A 23846-nucleotide genomic window follows, 5' to 3' on the forward strand; every position below is an offset into this window, starting at 1 on the left:
CCTGAATTAAGGGGTGGAGTAATATCCCCTCGGTGGCCCGGCCGGTTGTGTCGCCGGTCGGGCAGGGTTTCGGAAGGAGCCACATGGCGGGGCGGAACGGGCGCACGGTGCGTGACCTCAGGCGGGCCAACCGGACGGCCGTGCTGCAACGGCTGTACTTCGACGGTCCCCTCAGCCGCTTCGAGCTGGGCCCGGCGACCGGCCTGAGCTCGGGCTCGGTCAGCAACGTGGTCGCCGACCTGGTCGCCGACGGACTGGTCGAGGAAGCGGGCAGCGTCGACTCCGACGGCGGCCGCCCGCGCACGCTGCTGCGGGTGGCGCCCGGAAGCGGCCACATGATCGGCGTCGACGTCGGCGAGACACGGGTGCGCATCGAGCTGTTCGACCTCACCCTCACGGAACTCGCCCGGGCCGAACGCCCGCTGGAGCCCCAGCGCTACGACGTCGAGGTGATCGTCGGCCACATCCGCGACGGCATCACCGAGGTGCTCGCCGCCGCCGACGTGGCCCCCGGGCAGTTGCTCGGCGTGGGCATCGGCGTCCCCGGCATCGTCGAACGCACCCCGGCCCGGGGCGCCGTCGTGCACGGCCAGACGATCGGCTGGGAAGCCGTCCCGCTGGAGGCGCTGCTGCGCTCGACCTCCCGCCTGCCCGGGAGCGCCGCCTACTTCATCGACAACGGCGCCAAGACGCTGGGCCAGGCCGAGATGTGGTTCGGCGGCGGACGGGGCGCCCACAACGCCGTCGTCGTCCTGTTCGGCTCCGGCGTCGGTGCCTGTCTCGTCACCGCCGACGTGGAGCAGGGCCGGGCCGTCGAATGGGGCCACCTGACGGTGCGGGTCAGGGGGCGCCGCTGCCGGTGCGGTGCGCTCGGCTGCCTGGAGGCGTACGCGGGCGCGGAGTCGCTGCTCGAGCGCTGGCGTGAGGAGGGCGGACGCCCGCCCGAGGGCACCGACGAGGAGACCGCGCTCACCGCGATGCTGGCCGCCGCCTACCCGCCCGGGGGTGGCGCGGCCGACCCCTCGGCGCTGGCCGTGCTGGAGGAGACCGCGGAGTACCTGGGCGCCGGCCTGTCCGACCTGATCAACCTCTTCCAGCCGGAGCGGATCCTGATCGGCGGCTGGGCGGGACTCCAGCTCGGCGCCGGGTTCCTGCCCGCCGTACGGCGGCACGCGGCGGCGTACGCCCTGCGGCATCCGGCCGAGAAGGTCACCATTGAGCTGGGCCGGCTCGGGCCCGACGCGGTCACCGTCGGTGCGGCGATCCTGCCGCTGGCCGACTTCTTCGCCCGCGGCGGACGCCGCCCCGAGCCCGTACCCGAGGGCCCGCCGCCGGCCTGGCGCGCGGTACTGCAGGAGCGGGCCCCGCACTGACCGTGTGAGGATCCCGACGTGCGGTTTCGCCGCCGTTCCCGGAGGTACTCGCGTGTGCCCCGCACGCCACGAAGGGAGTACGCCGTGACCGACCATCGGCATGAGGAGCCGGGCCGCAGCCCCGACCCCGTACCGCGTGACCTGCCCGACCAGCAGGCAGCGACGGACGAGGAGGACCCCTTGGAGGTGTCCTCGCCCGGGAAGGACCGCGCCGACGAGGGCGAGGAGAGGGCCGCCGAGGGCGGCGGCAGGGACGAGGGCGCCGCCGACGTACCCGAGCCGGACGAGGCAGGTTCGGGCAGGCAGGGCGCCCCGCAGTCCGCCACGGTCCACCCCGAACACCCGGCGCCGGAGGAGTCGCCGGACTGACGGAGCACAGCCCCGGCTGCCCGAACCGTGGGCCGTGGGTTCCCGGGCCCCGGCTCGGCGCGCTCAGCCCACCTTGTGCCCTCGCATCGGTTCGGTGCGCGCTCCCGCGCCCTGCTGGAGCCCGTGGAGGAACTCCTCGATCACCTCGGGCGCCGTGCGCGTCGGCCGCCAGCCCAGTTCGGTGTGCGCGCGCGTGCAGTCCATCAGCGGCAGCCGCAGCACGGCGTCGAAGAGGTGCGGCGACGCCGGCAGCAGGTGCAGCCCCCACGCGGCGGCGATCGCCGAGCGGGCCGCGGTCCTCGGCAGCCGCACCGGACGGCTGCCGAGCAGGCCGGCCAGCAGCTGGGCGTCCACCGGCGGCTCGGCCGCGAGGTTGAAGGCGCCCCGCACATCGGAGCCCACCGCCAGCTGGTAGGCCCGCGCCGCGTCATCGGTGTGCAGCGCCTGCACCCGAAGACCCGGGATGTCCGGCAGGAACGGCAGCAGCTCGGGACGCGCCAGCGGCCCCGGCAGGAATTTGCCGCCGAAGATCCGCCGCTGTTCGCTCGCCGACTCCCGCTTGAACAGGAACGCGGGCCGCATCCGCGCCACCCGTACCCCGGGATGGTCGCGCTCGAAAATGTCCAGGGTGCGTTCCAGATAGGCCTTCTCCCGGCAGTACGCGGCGTCCGGCCAGCCGTGCGTGGGCCAGGACTCGTCCACCGTGTGGTCCTTGGGTCCCGGCGAGTACGCGCCCACCGAGGAGGCGTGGACGAGGGTGGGCACGCCCGCCGAGGCGACGGCGTCGAACACCCGGATGCTGCCCAGTACATTGGTGCGCCAGGTGGTCGCCGGATCGTGCGTCGGCTGGAAGGCCCAGGCCAGATGGATCACGGCGTCCGCGCCGAGGAACTCCTTCACCAGGTCGGACTGTTCGGACGCCACGTCGAGCGCCACCCAGTCCGTCTTCGGCGGAGACCACTGCGGCAGCCGGCGCGCCAGTCCCCGTACCGACCCGACCTGCGGATCCTCCGACAGAAGACGCACCACGCTGGTACCCACGTTGCCGGTGGCGCCCGTGACCACGATCCTGCTGCCCGCTTCGATGCTCACGTTCGACTCCTCTCGGGCGTACCCCTGCGGTGGAGCGCTCCGAGTACCCGGCGACGGCCGCCCGCACGCGCAGGAGAAAGCCCCGACCGGACGGGGGTTCCGATCGGGGCGTACCGGGGTGGGCACGGATGGCGGTCGCCTCTCGGCGAAAGGCTCCACAGGGCTTCAGCCGAACGATCGTCCCTGTGGGCAAAAGGTGAGGCCCGGGGACACTGTCCCATCCGTACCCACGTGTTGTTCAACGGGCAACCGTCCTGCGGTGTTCCACCCCAGCCATTTCCACCCAGGTGACCTCCGTCACTCTGCCATCCCTCCGCCCAGCTCCGGAAGCGACGCCAGCAGATGAGCGGGGTCGTCGTAGACGGCGTCCGCCCCGGCCTCCTCCAGGTCGGCACGTGGAATCCCGCCGCACAGCACGCCCACGCACCGCACGCCGGCCCGGGTCCCGGCCCGCATGTCCCACACGGTGTCGCCGACGAACACCGCACGCTCCGCCGGCACGCCGGCGAGTTCCAGCGCGCGCTCGACCGGCTCGGGCGCGGGCTTGCCCTCCTGCACGTCGTCCGCGCCGGCCGTCGCGGTGATCGCCTCGTCCGCGTCGATGGCCCGGCGCAGCGCGGTCAGTTCCGCGTCTCCCGCCGAGGTGGCGAGCACCACCGTCCAGCCGTCCCGGTGCAGCCGCCGCAGCAGCCGGCCGGCGTCGCGCAGTGCGGGCAGCCGGTCGAAGTACTGCCCGTAGAGGACCTTGTGGGCGGTGCTCAGCTCGTCGTCGCGATCCTTGTCCCGGTCGTCGCCCAGCAGATGAGCGATCAGGTCCGAGGAGCCCAGGCCCACCGCCCGGTGCACGGCGTGCATGGGGATCAGGTGACCTGCCTGCCGGAACGCCTCCCACCAGGTGACGACATGCAGATGGTTGGTGTCGACGAGCGTGCCGTCGACGTCGAACACAGCGGCGCGTTCCATGGTGTCCCTTCCGCTCCCTTCCTCACCGGCCCCCGCGGGGCGGCGTCAGCTCCGGCCGGTCCTGCTCGTCGGTCCCTGCCGGGCCGCCCGGGTACCACGTCGGCGGCCCGGCAAGCACCGGCGCCGTCTCAGCCCACGCCGGCCGGCACCCGCCCCTCCCGCGTCCAGGCCAGCAGTTCGCCGGCCGACCAGGTGGTCACGACGCGCTCCGCCGGGACGCCGCACTCCTCCGCCCGGGAGCAGCCGTTGATCTGCCAGTCCAGCTGCCCGGGCGCGTGCGCGTCGGTGTCGATGGAGAAGAGCACGCCCGCCGCCAGTGCCCGGCGCAGCAGCCGGCGGGGCGGGTCGAGCCGTTCCGGGCGGCTGTTGATCTCCACTGCCGTGCCCGACTCGGCGCACGCGGCGAAGACCTCGTCCGCGTCGAACTCCGACTCCGGCCGCCCCCGCCCCGTCACCAGGCGCCCGGTGCAGTGCCCGAGGATGTCGGCGTGCGGATCGCGCACGGCCCGTACCATCCGGCGCGTCATGGACCGCGCGTCCATCCGCAGCTTGGAGTGCACGGACACCACCACGACGTCGAGGCGTGCGAGCAGCTCCGGTTCCTGGTCCAGCGAGCCGTCCTCCAGGATGTCGCACTCGATCCCCGTGAGCAGGCGGAACGGCGCCCATGTCTCGTTGAGGGCGGCCACCACGTCCAGCTGCTCGCGCAGCCGCCCGGCCGACAGCCCGCGCGCCACCGTCAGCCTGGGGGAGTGGTCCGTGAGCGCCGTCCACTCGTGGCCGAGCGCCGCGGCGGCCCGGCCCATCTCGTCGATCGGGCTGCCGCCGTCCGACCAGTCGGAGTGCACATGGCAGTCCCCGCGCAGCCGCGCGAGGAGTTCCCCGCCGCCGCGCACCGGCCGCTCGCGCCCGGCCTCCTCCTCCAGTTGCGCGAGATAGCCCGGCACCTGCCCGGCCAGCGCCTCCCGCACCACCTGGGCGGTCTTCGGGCCGATGCCCTTGAGGGCCTCCAGCGAACCCGCGGCCACCCGCGCGCGCAGCTCGTCCTCGGGCAGCTCGGCCACCACGCGGGCAGCGGTACGGAAGGCGCGGACGCGGTACGCCGGAGCCAGCGACCGCTCCAGCAGGAAGGCGATCCGGCCCAGTGCCTCGACGGGATCCATCGCCACCTCCTCCGGGTCACCCTCCAGGGTTCCCCAGCCCCACCGGGGCCGCACGGCGGACCACGTGTCCTGCCGGCCGCGCAGTACCGGGGCGGAGCGGAGGGACGGTTTGTCCGGTACGCGGCGGGGTACTGCGATCCCCCGTCCTGTACGCCGTCCCGCCGGAGGCCTTCATGACCGCCCCGACCGCGCCCCACCCCAAGGCCGCCCTGATCACCGGCGCCGACTCGGGCATCGGGCGTGCCACCGCCGTCCGGCTGGCCGAGGCGGGCCTGGACGTCGGCATCACCTGGCACGGTGACGAGCAGGGCGCCGAGGAGACCGCCGGGGAGGTGCGTGCCAAGGGCCGGCGGGCGGCCGTCGTCCGGATGGATCTCACCCGGCTGCCCGAGGCCGCGGACGCCGTCGACGAGGTGTGCGCAACGCTCGGCCGGCTGGACGTACTGGTCAACAACGCCGGAACCGGAACGGCGACACCCTTCCTCGACCTGGATCCGGCCACGGTGCGCGAGGTCCTCGACGTCGACCTCGTCGGCCCCCTCCTGTGCGGGCAGCGGGCCGCGCGGCACATGATCCGGCAGGGCGACGGCGGCCGTATCGTCAACGTCACGTCCGTGCACGAACACCAGCCCCGGGTGGGCGCCGCGCCCTACTGCGCGGCCAAGGGCGGGCTCGGCCTGCTGACCCAGGTGATGGCCCTGGAACTGGCCGAGTACGGCATCACCGTCAACGCCGTCGCGCCCGGCGAGATCGCCACTCCCATGACCGGCCAGGAGGACACGGAGGTGCGCTCCGAGCGGCGGCCGGGAGTGCCGCTGGGGCGGCCGGGCGACGCGCGCGAGGTCGCCGCCGTGATCGCCTTCCTCGCCGGCCCCGACGCCTCGTACGTCACCGGTGCCTCCTGGAGCGTCGACGGCGGCATGCTGCGGATGGGGCCGCAGGCGGGCTCCCATCTGGCCACGGACGACTGGCGGCGCCCATGAGCCGCCGGGAGTCCCCGGGCGCCGGTCCCGGCCGCCGCACAAGGGTCGCGATGGCCGGATCCGCTCTACGCTCTATGTCATGACCGAAATCGCGAGCCCCTACATCTCCCATCCGCGGATCATGGTGCTCGGCGTCCAGCCCGGCAGCCCACCGTTCCGCATCGTGGAGATCGACGGTGAAGTGGTCGGTGCGGCGCGGGCCGTCACCGATGTCCTGGAGACAGCCGCCGCCTTCGGCATCACGGTCCACGATCTGGATGACCCGGACGTGGTCCGCTGGGTCGGCGGCGACAAGTTCACCTGGATCCCGCGCTAGTGCCCGCCCGGCTCAGCCGACAGTCCATTTCTGGTTGGCGCCGCCCGTGCAGGTCCAGATCTGCAGCCGGGTGCCGTTGGCCGAGTTGTTCCCGCTGACGTCCAGGCATTTGTCGGCCTGCGGGTTGACGATGTCGCGTGCCGCGGTGACGACCCACCTCTGTGCGGCGGAGCCGTTGCAGTCCCACAGCTGGACGGCCGTGCCGTCCGCGGTGCCGCCGCTCGCGACGTCCAGGCACTTGCCGAGCGCGCGGAGGGTGCCGTCACCGCCCACCGTCCACCGCTGGGCGCCGGTGCCGTTGCAGTCGTAGAGCTGGACGGGGGTGCCGTTGGCGGAACTCGCCCCGGCCACGTCCACGCACTTGCCCGCCAGGCCCCTGATCGCCCCTCCGGCCGGAGAGTCGCTGGTGGTCACCGACACGTGGTCCACCACCAGCTGCTGCGGGAAGACGGTGGAGCCGTCCGGGTCGCCCGGCCAGTAGCCGCCGACCGCGAGGTTGAGGATGAGGAAGAACGGCTTGTTGAACACCCACGACCGCCCGCCCAGGTCGGCGGGGGTGCGGCGCTGGTAGACGGTGCCGTCCACGGACCAGGTGAGGGAATCGGGTGCCCAGTCGACGGCGAAGGTGTGGAAGCCGTCCGCGAAGGCCTGCCCGTTCGGCAGGGAGTAGGCCGCGCCGATGCCGCCCGAGCCCGAGTACCCCGGGCCGTGGATCGTGCCGTGCACCGTGGAGGGCTCGAAGCCGACGTTCTCCATGATGTCGATCTCGCCAGAGGCCGGCCAGCCGACGTCGCCCAGATCGTTGCCGAGCATCCAGAACGCCGGCCACATGCCCTGCCCGCGCGGGATCTTCATCCGCGCCTCGACGTGGCCGTACTGTGCGGTGAACCTCCCCGCGGTGTTGAGCCGGGCCGAGGTGTACTCGCAACGGCCGTACCAGCACTGGTAGTTCGCCGGGTTCTCGCGCCTGGCGGTGATCACCAGGTGGCCCTGGCCGTCGAGCGCGGCGTTGTTGGTGCCGGAGGTGTAGTACTGCCGCTCGTGGTTGTTGACGTTGTCGCCGGTCTCGATCTGCCACCTCGAGGAGTTGACCCCCGCACCGGCGGGACCGTCGAAGGTGTCGGAGAACGTCACCGCCCGCACGCCGGCCGGCTCCGCCTGGGCGGCGGGCGCGGCAACGGCGGCGGAGGCGAGCAGCACGGCGGACAGCGCGCCGAGCAGGCATCTGCGGAGCAGTCGTGGGGAAGCCACGGCCTTCCCTTCCGGCGGCGCCCCGCGTACGGGAGCGCCGACTGAGGTGGGGGGTGAAGGATTCCCCTTGATTCAAGAGATGAGGTAAGGGCACGTCAATACCTTGGCCCAGACCAGGAGTCGGGGTCTCAGCTCCGCGCGTGCACCGCCCGCCCGAGCCGCCGCCCCACCAGCAGGTACCCGGCCAGCGCGCCCGTGGTGTTGAGGATGACGTCGTCGATGTCGAACGCGCGGCCCGTGACCATCGCCCCCTGTGCCAGCTCCACCGCCAGCATCACGACCGCGGTGAGCAGCAGCACCCGCGCAATCCCGCGCGCCCGCGGCGCCAGCACCGGCACCAGCACCCCGAAGGGCACCCCGAGCAGCAGGTTGCCGCCGATCTGCTTCACCGCGTCACGCAGTTGCGGCTGGTCCAGATAGAGCCGCAGGGAATCACCCGGGCGCAGGTTGCTGTGCGTCAGCGCCTCGGACGCGGGGGAAGGTTGCAGGGTGAGCCTGGCCAGCACGACGGCGAAGGCCACCATGAAGGCGAAGGCGCAGGTCACCGCCAGCGCCCGGCCGACCATGCCGAGCAGCGAGCGCCGCTGCTTCGGCTCCGCCTCGGCGGACGGTGCGGCGGACCGCTTGGCGGAACGCCGGGCGAACGGGTTGGCGAAGGGGGCGGCGGATCGCTCGGCGGTCCGCTTGGGGGTTCGCTTGGTGGTCCGCTTCGCGGTCCGCCTGGCGAACGGGTTGGTGAATGACATGGCGGTCCGCTCGGCGGCAGGCTCGGCAGGCCGCTTGGCGGGTCGCGGGCGCGTCAGAACGCGGGACAACAAGGCTGCACGGGCCACTCGGTCCTCCAGACGTGAACTTCCCTGGGTCGACAACGCGATTACCCCCGGACCCCGCAGTGATGCTGCGCCCGTTTCGCTTTGCCCTGCCGGGGCACTCCGCCGGGAATCCGTGCGCCGCCCCCGCCATCCCCCGGGCCGGTGCTTCGATGACGCGCAGTGACCTGAGGAGCCCCCCCCGGAGGTGGCCGCCCGATGACCCGGCGTACGAGGCTGCTCGCCGTGGCCGAAGTGCTGTCCTGGTGGGTGGCGCTCCTCGGCCTGTGGCTGGTTCTCGTCAGCGCGGTCGACACCCTGGAACTCGCCGTCGGCGCGGGCGTCGCGGGCCTGCCGGCGCTCGCGGCCCAGGGCGCGCGACGGGCGTGGTGAACGAGGCCGGCGGCGCCGTCGTGCCCGTGCACTGGACGCCGCTCGGCATCGCGCTGGGCCTGCTCTCGACGGCGCTGGCCGCCGGGCTGGCCGCGGTCGCGGTGACCCGGCCGAAGCTGCTCGCCGCCCCGGACCGGGCGCAGCCGCTGCGGCGCCTGCAGTCCGGGCACGTCGGGGACTACGTGGCCTGGCTGCTGGTGGGTGCCACGCTGCTCGGCGCCCTCGCCCTGCCCGGTGTCCTCAGCACATGATCAGGTTCCGTAGGTGACCTCGACCTCCTTGAATCCGAGTGAACCCAGCAGTCCCTTGAGCATGCCGGTGGTGTTGCTCTCGGCACGCCGGGTCAGCTCGCTCTCCTCGGCCGCGTCGCGGATGTGGCGTACCGCGAGCTGCTGCACGGCCTGTTCACCGTTGGGGTTGTCCGAGAACAGGTCGCCGAGCCGGTCGAAGAGACCGCGCTGCTTGGAGACGGCATAGGAGCGGTCGGGGTCGAGCGCGGGCTTGCCGAGCGCCGCGTGCGGCAGGCGCAACGTGGCGGACGTACGGTCCTCGTCGACCGTCACGTCGTCCTCGCCGACCTTGCCGAGGTCGACGTATGCGTCGACGGTGCCCGCGCCGACGTACAGGGTGCGGGTGCCGCGGAGGGCGTCGGGCAGGTACTTGGTGTCCTTCTCCAGGTCCACGACGACCTGGAAGTTGCCGGAGGCGGCGTCGTAACGGCTGATGTCCTGGATCGACTTGAGCAGAGCCGGCCCCGAGCGGTCGTGGGTCTCCGTGCCGAACAGGTCCTTCAGGCCCGGCAGCACACTCAGCCGGAGCCCGGCGAACAGCACGACGAGCACCAGCACGACGGCGCTCAGCGCCTTCGCCCAGCCGGGCATGCGCCTGGGGCGGCCCTTGGTGGAAGTCGTCATGGCGGCGGTCCTCCTTCCTGCTCTCCCCCATGCCCGCCAAACTCCAGGGCAGTCCGGTCGGTTGACCCATGTACGACCGATGCGGGGGCGGTGGGGGAGACGGGCGAGCCCGTGCGCGCCGGAGTCTCAGGGCGTGGGTGTCCCGGGCCGCCGCAGGGCCGCGTCCAGCGTGGGCAGCGGCGGCAGCAGCCGGTGCAGTCCGGTGACCCGCAGCACCCGCAGCGTCATGGGGTCGGCACACACGAGCGTCAGCCGCTCCCGGTGGGCGAGCATCCGGTTGTGCGCCCGGGACAGCAGCCGCAGCCCTGAGCAGTCGAAGAACTCGACCGGGCCGAGGTCGATCACGATCCGGACGCCGGGCCGCCCGGTCAGGTGGTCCAGGTGGGGGAGGATCTCCGCCGCCGCGGCGATGTCGATCTCCCCGCGGAACTCCATGACCGTGTGGCCCTGCACCTGGTGGACCCGCAGATGACGGGTGAGCGGCGCGGTGTTCCGCTCCACCTCGACCTCACCTCCCACCGGCACCGGTGAGTCCCAACTACGGGCCTCACTCTGGAAGTTACCCTCGATGGAAAGCATTTGAGCATGTTCGATTGACATATGTCTTCGAAATGCGACCGAGTTTCTTCGTGGCTTGAACGAAGTGGTAGGGCAGGGCCCGCCAAGCCCTCGAGAGGGACTGGCGGGCCACCGGTCGGCGCGCCCGGGTCAGTCGCCCAGCAGCACCAGCTTGCCTGTCGTCCTGCCGGTGTCGCCGATCTCGTGCGCCTTCGCGGCCTCGGCCAGCGGGAAGGCCCCCGCGATCGACGGCCGCAGCCGGCCGTCCTCCACCAGCTCCGCGACGGCCCGCATGCCGTGCTGGTCGGCGTCGACCAGCATGCGCACCGCCCGTACGCCGAGCCGCTCGGCCTCCTTGAAGAAGTCGTCCGACCCGACCGGCAGGATCGACACCACGATGCCGCCCGGGCGCAGCACGCGCAGCGAGCGCACGGAGTGGTCGCCGCCGATGGTGTCGAGCACGACGTCGACGTCGTGCACGGCCTCCTCGAAGTCGGTCGTCCGGTAGTCGACCGGCTCGTCCACGCCGATCTCGCGCAGGAAGTCGTGCTTGCCCGCGCTCGCCGTGCCGATCACGTACGCGCCGCGGGCCTTGGCGATCTGCACGGCCACGTGCCCGACGCCGCCCGCCGCGGCGTGGATCAGCACCCGCCCGCCCGGCCGCAGGTCCGCCCGCTCGACCAGCGCCTGCCACGCGGTCAGCGAGACCAGCGGCAGCGCGCCCGCCTGCGTGTGGTCGATGCCCGCGGGCTTCGGGACCAGGGCCCGGGCCGGGGCGATCACGTACTCGGCGTGCGAGCCGTGGCCGTACGGATAGGGCAGCATGCCGAAGACCTCGTCGCCCGGCTGATGGAGGGCCACGCCGATGCCGGTCTCCTCGACGACGCCGGAGACGTCCCAGCCGAGGGTGAAGGGCGGCTCGCCGAGGAATCCGCCGGTGGCACGGTGCTTCCAGTCGGTCGGATTGACGCCGGCGGCCCGTACCCGGACCAGCACCTCGTTCGGCCGCGGGACCGGCCGCGGCACCTCTGTCAGCTTGAGGACCTCGGGACCGCCGAGGACGTCCTGGCGGATGGCTCGCATGGTGTTCACATTGCTCATGGTGACCCAGCCTGCCCGGCCACGCGCGCTCGGGAAATGGCACGAATGCCAACCTTCGATAGAATCGTGCCATGCAGCATGTGGAACGGGTCGTGGTGCTGGCCCTGGACGGCGTCTACCCCTTCGAACTGGGCATCCCCAGCCGGATCTTCGGCGCGGCCGAAGGCCGGTACGAGGTCCGCACGTGCAGCGCGGACGGCGGGCCGGTGCGCACCGACACCGACTTCTCGATCACCGTGGAGCACGGTCCCGAGGCACTCGCCACGGCCGGCACCGTGGTGATCGCCCCCGTCGCACCGGAGTTCCTCACCGACACCGTCCCGGACGAGGTGCGGGCCGCGCTCGCCCGGATCCGGCCCGGCACCCGTATGGTCTCGATCTGCACCGGCGCCTTCGTGCTCGCCGCCGCGGGCCTGCTCGACGGCCGCAGGGCGACCACGCACTGGCACCTCGCCGACCGGTTCCGGCGCTTGTTCCCCCAGGTCGAACTCGACCCCGACGTCCTCTTCGTCGACGACGACCCCATCCTGACCTCCGCCGGCGCCGCCTCCGGCATCGACGTCTGCCTGCACCTGGTGCGCAAGGACCACGGCAGCCGGCTCGCCAACTTCGTCGCGCGATGCTGTGTCGTGCCGCCGTTCCGGGACGGCGGCCAGGCCCAGTACATCGAGCAGCCGGTGCCCGACACCGGCGCCGCGAGCACGGCCGCCACCCGCGCCTGGGCCCTGGAACGCCTGGGGGAGCCGCTCACCCTGTCCGACCTCGCCGGCCACGCCCGGATGAGCCTGCGCACCTTCGCCCGCCGCTTCCACGACGAGGTGGGCGTCAGTCCCGGCCGCTGGCTCATCCAGCAGCGCGTCGCCCACGCCCGGCATCTTCTGGAGTCCAGCGACCTCTCCGTCGACCACATCGCCGGACAGGTCGGCTTCGCCACGGGCGCGTCCCTGCGCCAGCACCTGCACGCCGCGATCGGCGTCTCACCGCAGGCGTACCGCCGCACGTTCCGGACGACGCGCTGAGCGGACGTCTCGAGGTCCCGGGCGAGGCCGGGCCCGGCGACGAGCGGACTGCCTGAATCGGGCGCGCCGGGATATCCGCAAGGACAGGGCGGCGGGACAGCCGCGTCCCGTGCCCCTGACCCCTTCGGAGGAGACATGTCAGTGGTGACCGCGGGCGTGATGGTGCTCGACTGCGCCGAGCCCGAGAAGCTCGCCGTGTTCTACAGGGAGCTGATGGAGGCCGAGGAGACCGACGCCACCGCCAACCGCGTGGAGATCCGCAGCCCCGACGGCACCCGCCTGGCCTTCCGGCGCGACGTCAACGCCACGCCGCCGAGCTGGCCGCGCCCCGAGAACTCCCTTCAGGCACACCTGGAGTTCGTCGTGACGGACCTGGACGCCGCCGAGCGCCGCATCGTGTCGCTGGGCGGGCGCCCCGTGGACACGAAGGACTCCGCCGGGCCGTCCGAGGAACGCGGCTACTCCGACCCGGCGGGCCACTCGTTCACCCTGCGCAGGTCTCTGCCGACCGCGCCGAAGCAGGGCTGAACGGGAACCGCGTCAGTCCCGGCCACCCTTCTGCGCCGCCGGCCACACGCCGGTGGAGCGCTCGATGGCCTTGGCGCCCCCGCGGTCCACGGCGCTGCGCACGGCGGCGAAGATGGCGCCCTGGATCGCGGCTGCCAGCACGATCTCGCCCCATCCGCGGTCCGGGTCCAGCGCGTCCGGCGCGTCCTCCTCGTGCCGGATCGCCATCCACGTCTTGCGGAAGGCGAGCCCGGCCAGCCAGCCGCCGGCCCACCCCAGCACCCATCCGACGGGCTGGTACGCGACGGGGAGCTTCTGCTTCTTCCTCTTCTTGGCCACCTGGATCTCCTTGGTTCGTTCGTGAAACACGGGCTGTGGTCGGTACGGGCTGTGGTCGGTAAGGGCTGTGTATCGGTACGAGCTGTCTGTCTGTCTGTCGGACGGGCAGGGACGCGGACGCCGTACGCACCGGGCGGGCGCCGGCGTACGGCGTCCGCCCGGCTCAGGGCCTGCCGGCCGCCGGGACCTCCTCGCCCGGGCGTACCGGGCCCGGCGGGGTGCCGTCCCCGAACGGGCGCCCGCCGAGTTCCTCCCGGTGATGCTGCGTCAGCCAGCCCGCGAGATCCGGGCCGAGCGGGACGATCCCGGTCGGATTGATGCCGGTGTGCACCTGGTAGTAGTGCCGTTTGATGTGGTCGAAGTCGACGGTGTCACCGAAGCCCGGTGTCTGGAACAGGTCGCGGGCGTACGCCCAGAGCACCGGGTTCTCCGTCAGCTTCCACCGGTTGCACTTGAAGTGGCCGTGATAGACCGCGTCGAAACGGACCAGCGTGGTGAACAGCCGGATGTCAGCCTCGGTGATCGTGTCGCCGACCAGATAGCGCTGCCGGGCCAGCCGCGGGGTCAGCAGCTCCAGCCGCCGGAAGACACCCGAGCAGGCGGCCTCGTACTCACCCTGCTCGGTGGCGAAACCGGCCCGGTATACCCCGTTGTTGACGTCCTCGTAGACATCCGCCATCACCTCGTCGATCTCGTCGCGCCGTTCCTGCGGGTACAGGTCCGGCGCGTCCTTGCGGTGGTGGGCGGTCCACTCGGTGGCGAAGTCGAGGGTGATGCGCTGGTAGTCGTTGGTGACGAGCTGCCCGGTGGGTACGTCGACGACGGCCGGCACGCTGACGCCGCCCGGGTAGCCCGTCTCCCGCCTGTCGTACGCCTCGCTGAGGAACCGGATGCCGAGGACGGGGTCCCGTTCGTCCGCATCGAGGGTGAAGCGCCAGCTGCGGTCGTCCTGGACCGGATCGGTGACGGCCATCGACACCGCCCCTTCCAGACCGAGCAACCGGCGTGAGATCACCGCCCGGCTCGCCCACGGACAGGCACGGCTGACGACCAGACGGTAACGCTCCGCCATGACCGGCCAGCCGTCCCGCCCGTCCGCTGTGATCCGGTCGGCGAAATGGCTCTTGGACCGCTTGAACGGTTTCCGGCCGAACGCGCTGTTGCCGTCGCCGCTCCCGTCACCCTGGCCGCTCATGACCTCTCTCCTCCCTGCCGTGGGCGTGCTGTCGACCCGGGTTCCCCGAGTTCCCCCGTTTCCGCCCACGGCACGGTGTGATCCGCTCCGACGGGGGCAACCGGCGGAGGTGAACGGGACATCCACGCAGACATCGAAGGACGGAGACCAGGAGCGGGCACAGGCCCGGGGGAGGACCACGGACGACACCGGTTCCGAATCCACGACCGACCGGCGGACCGACCGCGCGGCCGACCGGAAGACCCGCATCACCGTGCTGGTCGCCCTCGCGGCCAACCTCGTGATCGCGGTCGCCAAGGCGATCGGCGGGGTGCTCGCGGGCTCGCCGGCCCTGCTGTCGGAGGCCGCGCACTCCGTCGCCGACAGCCTGAACGAGGTCTTCCTGCTGGCCGCCCTGCGCCGCAGCCGCCGCCCCGCCGACCGGCGGCACCCCTTCGGCTACGGCAAGGAACGGTTCTTCTGGTCGCTGCTCGCGGCCGTCGGGATCTTCGTCATGGGCGGGTGCTTCTCCTTCTTCCAGGGCATCGAGGCACTAGCGAGCGGCGGCGAGGAGTCCTTCGGCGGCTATGTGGCCGGCCTGATCGTCCTCGGTATCGCGCTCCTCGCCGAGGGCGCCTCCCTGCTCCGAGCCCTGCACCAACTGCGCGGCCAGGGCTTCGCCGACGGCCTGCGCGACCCGGCGCTGCGCACCGTCGTCGCCGAGGACGGCACCGCGGTGCTCGGCGTCACGCTCGCCATGACCGGCATGGCGCTGCACATGGTCACCGGCGAGGTGGTGTGGGAGGCCTCCGCCTCGCTCGCCATCGGCGCACTGCTCGTGTACGTCGCCTTCCGGCTCGGCAAGGACGCGCGCACCCAGCTGATCGGCGAGGCGGCGGACCCGGAGTCGAGCGGCAGGATCTGTGCGCTGCTGCGGGCCCAGCCCGAGATCGACAGCGTGGAGGCGCTGTTCACGATGAAGACCGGCATCGACTCGGTCCTGGTGGCGGCCCGCGTCGACCTGGTACCCGGCCTGGACAGCGAGCGGGTCGAGGAGGTCGCCGTACGCATCAAGCGGTCGATCGCGTCGATGGTCCCGGAGGCCGGCCAGATCTTCCTCGACGTGACCGACCGGCCCGCCCAGGAGGCAAGCGAAAGCCCCGCCGCGACGGGGGAGCGCGGCGGGGCCTGAAGTGCGGGTGCCCGGCGCCTTCACCTTCATGCACGCCGTTCCCGGAAAATGCGCCGGGAAGGACCCCGGGGGCGGAAGGAGCGCCGACCTGGGAGGGGCTTGGGCCCCGGGAAGGGCTCGGGTTCGGCAGGACCTCGGGCCACGGATGGACCCCGGCCCCTGAGACCGTCGGTCCCTGAGACCGTCGGTCCTGAGACCGTCGGTCCGCATGCCGTCGATCCGGAGGCCGTCGGCCTTGAAGGACGGCGGGCCTCCAAGGAATCGGGCCCCGCAATGACGCTGGGCCTCGGAGGCCCCTGTCTCGGAAACCCCGGCTTCGAAGGACCGTTGGCCCGAAAGGACTCCCGGCCGCCAAGGACTCCGGGCCCCGCAATGACGCCCGGCCTCGGAAAACCTCCGGCGTCCAAGGAGCTCAAGTTCCGAAGCCCCCGGACCCTTAGGGTCCCCGGCCCCGGAAGGAGCCCCGGCCCCGGAAGGATCCCCGGCCCCCGGGGACCCCCGACCCGGGAGGACGCCGGGCCCCGGAAAGGTCTCCGGGCCCCGGAAAGGTCTCCGGGCCCGGAAAGGTTCCCGGCCCCCGGAAGGGTCTCCGGCCCCCGGAAGGGTCTCCGACCCCCGGAAGGGTCTCCGGCCCGGAAGACCCCCCAAGCCCCGCCAGGAACCCCCCGCCTCCCGAGATCCCGCTCGTCGGATCCCGCCGGCGGAGCCGCCGCTCAGGCCCCGTCGGCCGGTTCCAGCACGAACACCGGGATGACGCGGTCGGTCTTCCGCTGGTAGTCGGCGTACGGCGGATACGCGGCCACGGCACGCTCCCACCACCGCTCCTTCTCCGGACCGGTGACCTCCCGGGCCGTCATGTCCCGCCTCACCGGCCCGTCCTGGAGCTCCACCTGAGGATGGGCCTTGACGTTGTGGTACCAGACCGGATGCTTGGGCGCCCCGCCCAGTGAGGCCACGACGGCATAGCGCCCCTCGTGCTCGACCCGCATCACGGGCGTCTTGCGGATCCTGCCGCTCTGCGCGCCCAGGGTCGTCAGCACGACTACGGGCAGCCCGGTGTCCAGCAGGGTCGTCCCCTTCGTCCCGCCGGAGCTCTCGTACAACTCCACCTGCTCCCGCACCCACTGCTCGGGGCTGGGCTCGTACTCACCCTCAAGAGGCATGAAAACCGTCCCATCGTCACTTGGCGAAGCGGTCAGAACCGTCTCCCCACACTGACAAACACGGGATTCATCCACCCCTGCGACACTCCCGGCTCCCGGCACCCGTCATTACCTGGTGGGTAATCGCGCCGGCCCCCCGCACGCGGCAGAGTCGGGAGCGGGCCCACCGGCCGCCGACGAAGGAGAGCACCCCATGACCGTCACCCCGGGCGGGAGCGCCACGACCACCCGCGCAGTGATCGACGAACTGCTGCGCAGGATCGGCCAGGGCGGCGCCCCGGAGCACATCGCCGAGCTGTACGCCGCGCACGCCGACTGGAAGCTGAGCTGGCCGGACGACGAGCACGGCCGCGCCTCCACGCCGTGGATCACACAGCGCGGAACGAACGCCGCCGCCGCCCACTACCGGGAGTTGGCCGCCCACCATGTCCCCGGCGCCGCGGACACCACGGTCGAACGCGTCCTGGTGGACGGCGCCGACGCCGTCGTACTCGGCGAGATCCGCCAGACGGCCCTGCCCACGGGACGCGCCTACCGCGCACGCTTCGCTCTGCACCTCACGGTCGAGGGCGGCCTGATCGTCCGGCACCACGTCTACGAGGACAGCCTGTCGGTGGCCCGCGCCTTCAGTGCGAGCTGAGGCCGCCGAGCAGGGCCAGTCGCAGCCGCCGCAGCCGTGCCGGGTCCGCGACGACCTCGTAGGAGCCGATGCGGTCGCCCTCGACGGTGACCGTCAGGACGAACAGCGGCCGCCCGCGCGGGGCCACGACGACGCCGACACGCCCGTCGACGAGGACCGTGGCCGCATGCCGTGACCGCTCGCGCAACCGCACCGTGCCCTCGGCCACCGCGCGGGCGCCCCGCAGTTGCGAAGCCACTCCGGGCGGGAGCACGGCGGGGTCGGCCCGGCGGACGACGTCCGGCGCCAGTACGTCGAGGAGCGCGCCGATGTCACCGCCCCGCGCGGCGGTCAGGAACGCCTCGACGACCCGCCGGTGCCGCTCCAGCTCGGCCGCGGGCAGCGCCGGTGTACCCCGCACCTTGTGCCGGGCCCGGCTGGCCAGCTTCTTGGCCGCCGGCTGCGAACGGCCGACGACGCGGGCGACGTCCTCGAAGGGCACGGCGAACAGGTCGTGCAGCACGAATGCGACCCGCTCGGCCGGCCCCAGTGCGTCCAGCACCACCAGCAGCGCCAGCCCCACCGAGTCGATCAGCACCGCCTCGTCCTCGGGCACGTTCCCGTCGCCGTCCAGTTCCGGGCCGTACGGCTCCTCGCGCCGCGCGGTGCGCGTCCGCAGCATGTCCAGGCAGATCCGGGACACCACGGTGGTCAGCCAGGCCGCCAGGTTGCCGATGCCGTCGCCGTCGGTGCGGCTGAGCCTCAGCCAGGCCTCCTGGACGGCGTCGTCCGCCTCGTCGCGCGAGCCCAGCATCCGGAACGCGACCGCCCGCAGCCGCCCGCGCTCCGCCTCGAACCGCGCCGCCAGCCTCTCCTGGGCGCCCATGCGTCACCTCTCTCCGGCCCGTTGCGTCACTCCTGCGACGAAACAGCCCCGGCCGAGGTGACATCGGCCGTCAGCAGCAGCAGTGCCCCCTCGCGTGCCTGCGCGGCGGGCTCCGCGCTCCCCGTGATCCCGGCCGTGACCATGGCACCCTCCGCCAGCAGGACCAGCGGCCCGGTGAGCGCGGCGGGCAGCCCGGCGCCGGCCACCAGAGCGCCGACGTACTCGTGGAAGGCCTGCTTGTGCGCCCGCACCTGCTCGGCCACGCGGCCGGAGACGGCGCCCAGTTCGCCGTACGCGTTGATCCAGGCGCAGCCGCGGAAGTCCTCCTCGCCGAACCACTCCGCCAGCCAGTCGAAGACCGCGAGGATCCGCTCGCGTGGCTCCGCACGGCCGCCCACGTACTCTTCGAGCCTGCCGCGCCAGCGCATGTCCCGCCGCTCGAGATACGCGACGACCAGCTGCTCCTTCGCCGGGAACAGCTGGTAGAGGCGTTTGAGCGAGACTCCCGAGGCACCGCGCACGTCGTCCATGCCGACGGACTGCACGCCCCGCCCGTAGAACAACTGCTCCGCGGCGTCCAGGGCCCGCTCCCGGGCGACGGCGCTGTCCATGAGGTGACCACTTCCTTGACGCGAGAACGAGCGTTCTCCTACCGTACCAGCCGGAGGGAGAACGCTCGTTCTCCGTCGTGTCCGACGACCGAGGAGAGCCCATGAACGCCCGCCCGCCCGTGCCGCCCTTCACCCGTGAGACCGCCGCACAGAAGGTGCGGGCAGCCGAGGACGCCTGGAACACCCGCGACCCGCGGAAGGTCGCGCTCGCCTACTGCGAGGACTCGGTCTGGCGCAACCGCGGCACGTTCGTCACCGGCCGTGCCGGGATCGTCGAGTTCCTCACCGCCAAGTGGGAGCGCGAGCAGGAGTACGCGCTGCGCAAGGACCTGTGGGCGTTCGACGGCAACCGCATCGCGGTCCGCTTCCAGTACGAGTGCCGGGACGCCGACGGCCAGTGGTGGCGGTCGTACGGCAACGAACTGTGGGAATTCGACGAGGACGGACTGATGGCCCGGCGGGAGGCCGGCATCAACGACGTACCCATCGAGGAGAGCGCGCGCCGTATCCACGGCCCGCGGTCCGAGGCCGAGAGCGGGTCGTCGTTCCCGCTTGAGTAGGGTTCCCGGATGACCGAACAGGACGGGAAGCCTTTCCTCTACGTCGTCGTCTGCGCCGCCGCGGTCGCCGCGGGCGTGGGCGAGCTGATCGCCGCCGCGCAGCGACGGGGCTGGGAGGTGGGCGTCATCGCGACGCCGGTCGCGAGGGGCGGCTTCTTCGACGTCGCCGCCGTCGAGGCGCAGACCCGCCGTCCGGTCCGCTCCGCCTGGCGCACGCCGGGTGATGCGCGCCCCTTCCCGCCTCCGGACGCCGTGGTGGTGGCGCCCGCCACCTTCAACACCGTCAACAAATGGGCGGCCGGCCTGGCCGACACCCTCGCGGTCGCCACCCTCTGCGAGGCGTACGGCCTGGGCGTCCCCGTCGCGGCCCTGCCCTGCGTCGCCGACGCGCTGGCCGCCCATCCCGCCTACAACGACAGTCTGATACGCCTGCGCGGGATGGGCGTCCGCTTCGGCGACCCCTGCTCCGGCGAGGAGAGCCACCACGCGTTCCGGTGGGAGCGCGCGCTGGACCTGCTCGATCGATAAGGCCCCACGTCCCTGAAGGCGGGTCGTCGTGGCCGTCGCGCGGTGCTCAGGTCGCGATGTTCCGGAACGCGGCGGCCAGCGCCCTGAGGTCCAGGCCTGCCAGGTGGTCGAGCAAGTGGCGGCGGACGGCGGCCAGATGGGCCGGCCAGGCTGATTCGAGCCGGGCGAGTCCGGAGGCGGTGAGGGCGGCGTGCCGGCCGCGGCCGTCCTCGCCGCACCGCACCCGCCGGACGAACCCCTCGCTCTCCAGCCGGTGCACCACCCGGGTCGTGCCGCTGAGTGACATGTCGCAGACGTCGGCGAGGTCGCCCATGCGCAGCCGGCGGTCCGGCGCCTCGGACAGGTGCATCAGCGTCAGGTACTCCGTGAGGGTCAGCCGCCGCTCACGGACCATGTCGCCGTCGATGGCGCGCGGCAGCGCGTGGATGAGATGGGTGAGGGCCCGGACGACGGCCTCCTCCTGCGCGGTGAGCGGCCGCGTCGGCACGGCGGCTGGTGCCGGTTCCGGCGCCGCGGAAGACATCGCCCCACCCCTCGCGGTCGCGGATGCGGGCCGACCGGACCCCTCGAAAGCAGTTACTTGACGAAGCAATCATACGCGTCTTAGGTTGCTTGTCGAAGCAAATATTTCCCGGACCTGAGCCGGGAGTGCCTTTATGGAGGGTTTGGAATGATCAGGATCGGAATCATCCTCGGCAGCACCCGCCCCGGACGCAACGGCGAGGCCGTGGCCCACTGGGTCCGCGACATCGCCTCGCAGCGCACCGACGCGGAGTTCGAGCTGGTCGACCTGCTGGACTACAAGCTTCCGCACCTCGACGAGATGCTCCCGCCCTCGCTGGGCCAGTACGCCCAGCCGCACACGCAGGAGTGGGCGCGCAAGATCGACTCCTTCGACGGATTCATCATCGTGACGCCCGAGTACAACCACTCGACGTCCGGAGTGCTGAAGAACGCGATCGACTTCCTCTACGCCGAGTGGAACAACAAGGCCGTCGGGTTCGTCAGCTACGGCTCCCTGGGCGGCGCCCGCGCGGTGGAGCACCTGCGCCTGGTCGCGGGCGAGCTCCAGATGGCCGACGTGCGTTCGCAGGTGGCGCTGTCGCTGTTCAACGACTTCGAGAACTTCAGCGAGTTCAAGCCCGGCGACTTCCAGGTGGAGGCGCTGAACACCACGCTGGACCAGGTGCTGGCCTGGAGCCAGGCCCTCGCCCCGCTGCGCGCCGCGTGACGCCGCCGGGGTACCCCGCCGCCTGAGGCCGTCCCGCGAAGGGCATGCCCCGCCTCGTGCTGGACCGGCACCATGATGCCTCCCGCACGGGGTGGCGCCACCGCGGTGTCCACCGGGGTGCCGCCCACCGTTGTGCGGCACCCCGGTCAGGTCCTTCGCCGGGCAAGTAATATGAAGCCATGTCACGCGCCGCACGGCAGCCGGAACCCACTGAGCGGGGGCTGCGACCTCTCACCCCGGACGAGGAGGCCGTCGTACGGTCGCTCAGCCGCGTCGTCTACTCCCTGCCACGCGCCATCGACGCCGACATGATCAGGGAGCAGCGGCTCTCCCTCACCGAGTACCTGACTCTGGTGAACCTCTCCGAGGCCCCCGACCGTCAGCTGCGCATGGGCGACCTCGCCGAGGTCTGCGAGATGTCGCTGAGCGGCATGACACGGCTCGCGAGCCGGCTGGAGAACCAGGGGCTCATCCGGCGGGTCAGGTCGGAACAGGACGCCCGCGGCTGGAACGCCATCCTCACCGACGCGGGCTTCGCGCGGCTGGAGGAGGCCTACCCGACCAACCTGGCCTCCGTGCGGCGCCATTTCCTCGATCACTTGGCGGACCTGGACCTCGGCAAGCTCGCGGCGGCGATGCGCAACATCGCCACCTGACCGGAGCGGGCACGCCGCTGCCGCCCCGGATCCCGGTCGCAAGGCCGGCGGTGACCGGGGTCCGGTTGGAGTGCGCGCGAAGACGTACGCTCGCCCCGGAGCCCCCTTCCGACGGCAGGAGCAGCAACGATGCAGTACGTGAAGCTCGGTTCGACGGGCCTGGACGTCTCGCGGATCTGTCTGGGCTGCATGACCTACGGTCTCCCCGGCCGGGGCGCGCACGAGTGGACCCTCGACGAGGAGGCGTCACGCCCGCTGATCCGGCAGGCGCTGGAGGCCGGGATCACCTTCTTCGACACCGCGAACGTCTACTCGGACGGCACCAGCGAGGAGATCGTCGGCAAGGCGCTGAGGGACTTCGCCCGCCGGGACGAGATCGTGCTGGCGACGAAGGTGCACGGCCGGATGCGGCCCGGTCCCAACGGCGGCGGCCTCTCCCGCAAGGCCATCATGACCGAGATCGACCACAGCCTCGGGCGCCTCGGCACCGACTACGTGGACCTCTACCAGATCCACCGCTGGGATCCGCAGACGCCGATCGAGGAGACGATGGAGGCGCTGCACGACCTGGTCAAGGCGGGCAAGGTGCGCTACATCGGGGCGAGTTCGATGTACGCCTGGCAGTTCTCCAAGGCCCAGTACACGGCCCGGCTGCACGGCTGGACCCGGTTCGTGTCCATGCAGAACCACTACAACCTCCTCTACCGCGAGGAGGAGCGCGAGATGCTGCCGCTCTGCGCGGACCAGGGCGCCGGCGTCCTGCCGTGGAGCCCGCTCGCCCGCGGCCGTCTCACCCGGGACTGGGGCACCACCACCGAGCGCAGCGCGAACGACGACTTCGGCAGCCGCCTCTACCCGGAGGGCGACCGCACGATCGTCGAGGCCGTCACGCGGATCGCGAACGACCGCGGCGTGCCGCGCGCCCAGGTCGCCCTCGCCTGGCTGCTGCACCAGGACACGGTGACCGCCCCGATCATCGGTGCCGCCAAGCCGCACCACATCGACGACGCGGTGGCCGCCGTCGAACTGGAGCTCACGGACAAGGAGATCGAGGAGCTGGAGCAGCCCTACACTCCGCACCCCGTCTCGGGGCACTGAGGCTCAGTGCGGGCCCGGCGGTGCGAACTCCGTGCCGCACGGGCCCGCCCCCTCGCTCTCGGGCAGCGGCACCCGGTCGCCGTGCATCGTCAGGGTCCGGTAGTGGCCGCCGATGCGTTCGGTGGAGCGGCCCACATAGTGGCCGATGAACGAGCGGCGGAATCGGTCGGTGGCGCGGTTCGGCCCGGAGCCGTGCACCAGGCTGCCGTTGAAGAACAGGACGTCACCCGGCCGCATGTCGACCGGCACGGGCGTGAGCCCGGGCGGCGGCGGCACGTACTCCCGCGCGAACGACACCGCCTCGTCCGCCTCCTCCGGGCAGAAGATGTCCATGAGGTGGGTGCCCGGCACGACCTCCAGACCGCCGTTGACCCGGTCGATCACATCGCAGGCCACCCACGCCGCCACGCACGTGCCCGGCTCGACCCGCAGATAGAAGTTGTCCTGGTGCAGCGCCTGCCCCCGGGCGCCCGGCGGCTTGAAATAGAACATGCTCTGCGCGGCCAGCGCCTCCTCGCCGAGCAGCACCTCCAGCACCGCGCGCAGCCGCGCGTCCAGCAGGAACCGCAGTGCCAGGTCGTTGATCTCGTGCGGGTGCATGACCCTCGGGTAGGCGGCGAGCGGGTCGTCACCGTCCCGTGGCTGGAAGTGGCCCGGCACCGGACCGCCCGCGTGCAGCGCCGTGAACTGCGCACACAGGCCGTCGATCTCGCCGGGCCCGAACAGCCCGCGCAGCACCGTGAACCCGTCCTCCTGGAACTGTGCGAGCCCCTCCTGGGTCAGGATGGGACGGCCGGCGGCTCCGATGTCCGTGGCTGTCATGCGTCCACTCCTCGGTGAAGGTGTCCCCGGTACACCACGGCAGACCGGAACGTGACCGGGGAGCATCCCCTGCGCGCTGACGACTTGCCCGAGGCTGCCTTGCCCGGTGCGTCGTCCCCGCCGCCCGGCCTGGTGGTGATCGGCCACTTCGACCAG

The 23846-nt window shown here is 72.3% G+C and carries 30 protein-coding genes; 15 read left to right on the forward strand and 15 right to left on the reverse strand.

Features of this window, described 5'->3' with window-relative positions; all coding sequences use genetic code 11:
• Positions 1 to 83: 83 nt before the first annotated feature.
• Entirely contained in the window at positions 84 to 1373 is a 1290-nt protein-coding gene (locus ACIHCM_RS08685; RefSeq protein WP_399891257.1) for an ROK family protein, read from the forward strand.
• 84 nt (positions 1374 to 1457) lie between these two features.
• Positions 1458 to 1742: a hypothetical protein gene (locus ACIHCM_RS08690; RefSeq protein WP_399891259.1), complete on the forward strand. Its 285-nt coding sequence runs from the start codon at positions 1458 to 1460 to the stop codon at positions 1740 to 1742.
• 63 nt (positions 1743 to 1805) lie between these two features.
• Here the strand turns inward: ACIHCM_RS08690 and ACIHCM_RS08695 are convergent, their stop codons facing one another.
• From ACIHCM_RS08695 to ACIHCM_RS08705, 3 genes are all read right to left on the reverse strand, one after another.
• The gene (locus ACIHCM_RS08695; protein WP_399891262.1) at positions 1806 to 2834 is read right to left on the reverse strand and encodes an SDR family oxidoreductase; all 1029 of its coding nucleotides are present in this window, start codon (positions 2832 to 2834) and stop codon (positions 1806 to 1808) included.
• 297 nt (positions 2835 to 3131) lie between these two features.
• Positions 3132 to 3797, reverse strand: a complete 666-nt coding sequence (locus ACIHCM_RS08700) for an HAD family hydrolase (protein ID WP_399891265.1) — start codon at positions 3795 to 3797, stop codon at positions 3132 to 3134.
• 128 nt (positions 3798 to 3925) lie between these two features.
• A complete protein-coding gene (locus ACIHCM_RS08705) occupies positions 3926 to 4960 on the reverse strand; it encodes a PHP domain-containing protein (protein ID WP_399891267.1) in 1035 nt (344 codons plus the stop codon).
• Positions 4961 to 5133: 173 nt separating this feature from the next.
• Between ACIHCM_RS08705 and ACIHCM_RS08710 the strand changes: the two genes are divergently transcribed.
• Positions 5134 to 5943, forward strand: coding sequence for an SDR family oxidoreductase (locus ACIHCM_RS08710; RefSeq protein WP_399891272.1), 810 nt, complete (start codon positions 5134 to 5136; stop codon positions 5941 to 5943).
• A gap of 79 nt (positions 5944 to 6022) precedes the next feature.
• Positions 6023 to 6259 (forward strand): hypothetical protein, encoded by a 237-nt coding sequence (locus ACIHCM_RS08715; protein ID WP_399891274.1) that lies wholly within the window; start codon positions 6023 to 6025, stop codon positions 6257 to 6259.
• Between the two features lie 12 nt (positions 6260 to 6271).
• On the opposite strand, the gene ACIHCM_RS08720 is transcribed toward ACIHCM_RS08715, so the two are convergent.
• The gene (locus ACIHCM_RS08720; RefSeq protein ID WP_399891277.1) at positions 6272 to 7510 is read right to left on the reverse strand and encodes a lectin; all 1239 of its coding nucleotides are present in this window, start codon (positions 7508 to 7510) and stop codon (positions 6272 to 6274) included.
• Positions 7511 to 7638: 128 nt separating this feature from the next.
• Positions 7639 to 8256, reverse strand: coding sequence for a VanZ family protein (locus ACIHCM_RS08725; RefSeq protein ID WP_399891279.1), 618 nt, complete (start codon positions 8254 to 8256; stop codon positions 7639 to 7641).
• Positions 8257 to 8538: 282 nt separating this feature from the next.
• Between ACIHCM_RS08725 and ACIHCM_RS08730 the strand changes: the two genes are divergently transcribed.
• Both ACIHCM_RS08730 and ACIHCM_RS08735 read left to right on the forward strand, forming a co-directional pair.
• Entirely contained in the window at positions 8539 to 8712 is a 174-nt protein-coding gene (locus ACIHCM_RS08730; protein ID WP_399891282.1) for a hypothetical protein, read from the forward strand.
• A complete protein-coding gene (locus ACIHCM_RS08735) occupies positions 8706 to 8963 on the forward strand; it encodes a hypothetical protein (RefSeq protein WP_399891284.1) in 258 nt (85 codons plus the stop codon). The genes ACIHCM_RS08730 and ACIHCM_RS08735 overlap by 7 nt, the downstream gene beginning before the upstream one ends.
• On the opposite strand, the gene ACIHCM_RS08740 is transcribed toward ACIHCM_RS08735, so the two are convergent.
• From ACIHCM_RS08740 to ACIHCM_RS08750, 3 genes are all read right to left on the reverse strand, one after another.
• Entirely contained in the window at positions 8964 to 9626 is a 663-nt protein-coding gene (locus ACIHCM_RS08740) for a DUF4230 domain-containing protein (protein ID WP_399891287.1), read from the reverse strand.
• A 126-nt stretch (positions 9627 to 9752) separates the two neighbouring features.
• Entirely contained in the window at positions 9753 to 10205 is a 453-nt protein-coding gene (locus ACIHCM_RS08745; RefSeq protein WP_399891290.1) for an anti-sigma factor antagonist, read from the reverse strand.
• Positions 10206 to 10334: 129 nt separating this feature from the next.
• Positions 10335 to 11285 (reverse strand): NADP-dependent oxidoreductase, encoded by a 951-nt coding sequence (locus ACIHCM_RS08750; RefSeq protein ID WP_399891293.1) that lies wholly within the window; start codon positions 11283 to 11285, stop codon positions 10335 to 10337.
• A 71-nt stretch (positions 11286 to 11356) separates the two neighbouring features.
• On the opposite strand from ACIHCM_RS08750, the gene ACIHCM_RS08755 reads away from it, so the two are divergent.
• Both ACIHCM_RS08755 and ACIHCM_RS08760 read left to right on the forward strand, forming a co-directional pair.
• On the forward strand, positions 11357 to 12304 hold the full coding sequence (locus ACIHCM_RS08755; protein ID WP_399891296.1) for a GlxA family transcriptional regulator: 948 nt from the start codon (positions 11357 to 11359) through the stop codon (positions 12302 to 12304).
• A 135-nt stretch (positions 12305 to 12439) separates the two neighbouring features.
• A complete protein-coding gene (locus ACIHCM_RS08760; RefSeq protein ID WP_399891299.1) occupies positions 12440 to 12832 on the forward strand; it encodes a VOC family protein in 393 nt (130 codons plus the stop codon).
• 12 nt (positions 12833 to 12844) lie between these two features.
• Here the strand turns inward: ACIHCM_RS08760 and ACIHCM_RS08765 are convergent, their stop codons facing one another.
• Positions 12845 to 13150: a DUF4235 domain-containing protein gene (locus ACIHCM_RS08765; protein ID WP_399891302.1), complete on the reverse strand. Its 306-nt coding sequence runs from the start codon at positions 13148 to 13150 to the stop codon at positions 12845 to 12847.
• A gap of 163 nt (positions 13151 to 13313) precedes the next feature.
• Positions 13314 to 14345, reverse strand: coding sequence for a glutathione S-transferase family protein (locus tag ACIHCM_RS08770; protein WP_399891305.1), 1032 nt, complete (start codon positions 14343 to 14345; stop codon positions 13314 to 13316).
• 109 nt (positions 14346 to 14454) lie between these two features.
• Between ACIHCM_RS08770 and ACIHCM_RS08775 the strand changes: the two genes are divergently transcribed.
• Positions 14455 to 15516, forward strand: a complete 1062-nt coding sequence (locus ACIHCM_RS08775) for a cation diffusion facilitator family transporter (RefSeq protein WP_399891308.1) — start codon at positions 14455 to 14457, stop codon at positions 15514 to 15516.
• 713 nt (positions 15517 to 16229) lie between these two features.
• Here ACIHCM_RS08775 and ACIHCM_RS08780 read toward each other — a convergent pair.
• Complete coding sequence (locus tag ACIHCM_RS08780) at positions 16230 to 16679, reverse strand: nitroreductase family deazaflavin-dependent oxidoreductase (RefSeq protein WP_399891311.1); 450 nt, start codon at positions 16677 to 16679, stop codon at positions 16230 to 16232.
• Positions 16680 to 16872: 193 nt separating this feature from the next.
• Here ACIHCM_RS08780 and ACIHCM_RS08785 point away from each other — a divergent pair, with 193 nt between their 5' ends.
• Positions 16873 to 17319: a nuclear transport factor 2 family protein gene (locus ACIHCM_RS08785; protein WP_399891314.1), complete on the forward strand. Its 447-nt coding sequence runs from the start codon at positions 16873 to 16875 to the stop codon at positions 17317 to 17319.
• Here ACIHCM_RS08785 and ACIHCM_RS08790 read toward each other — a convergent pair.
• Together ACIHCM_RS08790 and ACIHCM_RS08795 are read right to left on the reverse strand one after the other, a co-directional pair.
• Positions 17306 to 18184, reverse strand: a complete 879-nt coding sequence (locus tag ACIHCM_RS08790; protein WP_399891317.1) for a sigma-70 family RNA polymerase sigma factor — start codon at positions 18182 to 18184, stop codon at positions 17306 to 17308. The genes ACIHCM_RS08785 and ACIHCM_RS08790 overlap by 14 nt on opposite strands.
• 26 nt (positions 18185 to 18210) lie before the next feature.
• Positions 18211 to 18795, reverse strand: coding sequence for a TetR/AcrR family transcriptional regulator (locus ACIHCM_RS08795; RefSeq protein WP_399891320.1), 585 nt, complete (start codon positions 18793 to 18795; stop codon positions 18211 to 18213).
• Positions 18796 to 18896: 101 nt separating this feature from the next.
• Between ACIHCM_RS08795 and ACIHCM_RS08800 the strand changes: the two genes are divergently transcribed.
• Positions 18897 to 19355 carry a nuclear transport factor 2 family protein gene (locus ACIHCM_RS08800; protein ID WP_399891323.1) on the forward strand — a complete coding sequence of 153 codons (459 nt, stop codon included), beginning with the start codon at positions 18897 to 18899 and terminating at the stop codon, positions 19353 to 19355.
• A gap of 9 nt (positions 19356 to 19364) precedes the next feature.
• Positions 19365 to 19883 (forward strand): flavoprotein, encoded by a 519-nt coding sequence (locus ACIHCM_RS08805; protein WP_399891326.1) that lies wholly within the window; start codon positions 19365 to 19367, stop codon positions 19881 to 19883.
• Positions 19884 to 19929: 46 nt separating this feature from the next.
• On the opposite strand, the gene ACIHCM_RS08810 is transcribed toward ACIHCM_RS08805, so the two are convergent.
• Positions 19930 to 20406, reverse strand: coding sequence for a MarR family winged helix-turn-helix transcriptional regulator (locus ACIHCM_RS08810; RefSeq protein WP_399891329.1), 477 nt, complete (start codon positions 20404 to 20406; stop codon positions 19930 to 19932).
• 147 nt (positions 20407 to 20553) lie between these two features.
• On the opposite strand from ACIHCM_RS08810, the gene ACIHCM_RS08815 reads away from it, so the two are divergent.
• The 3 genes from ACIHCM_RS08815 (at position 20554) to ACIHCM_RS08825 (ending at position 22868) form a co-directional block, all read left to right on the forward strand.
• A complete protein-coding gene (locus tag ACIHCM_RS08815; RefSeq protein ID WP_399891331.1) occupies positions 20554 to 21114 on the forward strand; it encodes an NADPH-dependent FMN reductase in 561 nt (186 codons plus the stop codon).
• Positions 21115 to 21293: 179 nt separating this feature from the next.
• Entirely contained in the window at positions 21294 to 21770 is a 477-nt protein-coding gene (locus tag ACIHCM_RS08820; protein ID WP_399891334.1) for a MarR family winged helix-turn-helix transcriptional regulator, read from the forward strand.
• 129 nt (positions 21771 to 21899) lie between these two features.
• On the forward strand, positions 21900 to 22868 hold the full coding sequence (locus tag ACIHCM_RS08825; protein WP_399891336.1) for an aldo/keto reductase: 969 nt from the start codon (positions 21900 to 21902) through the stop codon (positions 22866 to 22868).
• A gap of 3 nt (positions 22869 to 22871) precedes the next feature.
• Here ACIHCM_RS08825 and ACIHCM_RS08830 read toward each other — a convergent pair whose 3' ends face one another.
• Positions 22872 to 23690: a phytanoyl-CoA dioxygenase family protein gene (locus ACIHCM_RS08830; RefSeq protein ID WP_399891339.1), complete on the reverse strand. Its 819-nt coding sequence runs from the start codon at positions 23688 to 23690 to the stop codon at positions 22872 to 22874.
• Between the last annotated feature and the right edge of the window lie 156 nt (positions 23691 to 23846).

This window comes from Streptomyces sp. NPDC052023 (assembly GCF_044548465.1).
GTDB lineage: Bacteria > Actinomycetota > Actinomycetes > Streptomycetales > Streptomycetaceae > Streptomyces.

Excerpts from the sequence above, each read along its gene's own strand:
- ACIHCM_RS08685 (WP_399891257.1), top strand. The coding sequence starts at position 84 with ATGGCGGGGCGGAACGGGCGCACGGTGCGTGACCTCAGGCGGGCCAAC.
- ACIHCM_RS08700 (WP_399891265.1), bottom strand. The coding sequence starts at position 3,797 with ATGGAACGCGCCGCTGTGTTCGACGTCGACGGCACGCTCGTCGACACC.
- ACIHCM_RS08705 (WP_399891267.1), bottom strand. The coding sequence starts at position 4,960 with ATGGATCCCGTCGAGGCACTGGGCCGGATCGCCTTCCTGCTGGAGCGG.
- ACIHCM_RS08710 (WP_399891272.1), top strand. The coding sequence starts at position 5,134 with ATGACCGCCCCGACCGCGCCCCACCCCAAGGCCGCCCTGATCACCGGC.
- ACIHCM_RS08715 (WP_399891274.1), top strand. The coding sequence starts at position 6,023 with ATGACCGAAATCGCGAGCCCCTACATCTCCCATCCGCGGATCATGGTG.
- ACIHCM_RS08725 (WP_399891279.1), bottom strand. The coding sequence starts at position 8,256 with ATGTCATTCACCAACCCGTTCGCCAGGCGGACCGCGAAGCGGACCACC.
- ACIHCM_RS08730 (WP_399891282.1), top strand. The coding sequence starts at position 8,539 with ATGACCCGGCGTACGAGGCTGCTCGCCGTGGCCGAAGTGCTGTCCTGG.
- ACIHCM_RS08740 (WP_399891287.1), bottom strand. The coding sequence starts at position 9,626 with ATGACGACTTCCACCAAGGGCCGCCCCAGGCGCATGCCCGGCTGGGCG.
- ACIHCM_RS08745 (WP_399891290.1), bottom strand. The coding sequence starts at position 10,205 with ATGCTTTCCATCGAGGGTAACTTCCAGAGTGAGGCCCGTAGTTGGGAC.
- ACIHCM_RS08750 (WP_399891293.1), bottom strand. The coding sequence starts at position 11,285 with ATGAGCAATGTGAACACCATGCGAGCCATCCGCCAGGACGTCCTCGGC.
- ACIHCM_RS08755 (WP_399891296.1), top strand. The coding sequence starts at position 11,357 with ATGCAGCATGTGGAACGGGTCGTGGTGCTGGCCCTGGACGGCGTCTAC.
- ACIHCM_RS08760 (WP_399891299.1), top strand. The coding sequence starts at position 12,440 with ATGTCAGTGGTGACCGCGGGCGTGATGGTGCTCGACTGCGCCGAGCCC.
- ACIHCM_RS08770 (WP_399891305.1), bottom strand. The coding sequence starts at position 14,345 with ATGAGCGGCCAGGGTGACGGGAGCGGCGACGGCAACAGCGCGTTCGGC.
- ACIHCM_RS08780 (WP_399891311.1), bottom strand. The coding sequence starts at position 16,679 with ATGCCTCTTGAGGGTGAGTACGAGCCCAGCCCCGAGCAGTGGGTGCGG.
- ACIHCM_RS08785 (WP_399891314.1), top strand. The coding sequence starts at position 16,873 with ATGACCGTCACCCCGGGCGGGAGCGCCACGACCACCCGCGCAGTGATC.
- ACIHCM_RS08790 (WP_399891317.1), bottom strand. The coding sequence starts at position 18,184 with ATGGGCGCCCAGGAGAGGCTGGCGGCGCGGTTCGAGGCGGAGCGCGGG.
- ACIHCM_RS08795 (WP_399891320.1), bottom strand. The coding sequence starts at position 18,795 with ATGGACAGCGCCGTCGCCCGGGAGCGGGCCCTGGACGCCGCGGAGCAG.
- ACIHCM_RS08800 (WP_399891323.1), top strand. The coding sequence starts at position 18,897 with ATGAACGCCCGCCCGCCCGTGCCGCCCTTCACCCGTGAGACCGCCGCA.
- ACIHCM_RS08805 (WP_399891326.1), top strand. The coding sequence starts at position 19,365 with ATGACCGAACAGGACGGGAAGCCTTTCCTCTACGTCGTCGTCTGCGCC.
- ACIHCM_RS08810 (WP_399891329.1), bottom strand. The coding sequence starts at position 20,406 with ATGTCTTCCGCGGCGCCGGAACCGGCACCAGCCGCCGTGCCGACGCGG.
- ACIHCM_RS08815 (WP_399891331.1), top strand. The coding sequence starts at position 20,554 with ATGATCAGGATCGGAATCATCCTCGGCAGCACCCGCCCCGGACGCAAC.
- ACIHCM_RS08820 (WP_399891334.1), top strand. The coding sequence starts at position 21,294 with ATGTCACGCGCCGCACGGCAGCCGGAACCCACTGAGCGGGGGCTGCGA.
- ACIHCM_RS08825 (WP_399891336.1), top strand. The coding sequence starts at position 21,900 with ATGCAGTACGTGAAGCTCGGTTCGACGGGCCTGGACGTCTCGCGGATC.
- ACIHCM_RS08830 (WP_399891339.1), bottom strand. The coding sequence starts at position 23,690 with ATGACAGCCACGGACATCGGAGCCGCCGGCCGTCCCATCCTGACCCAG.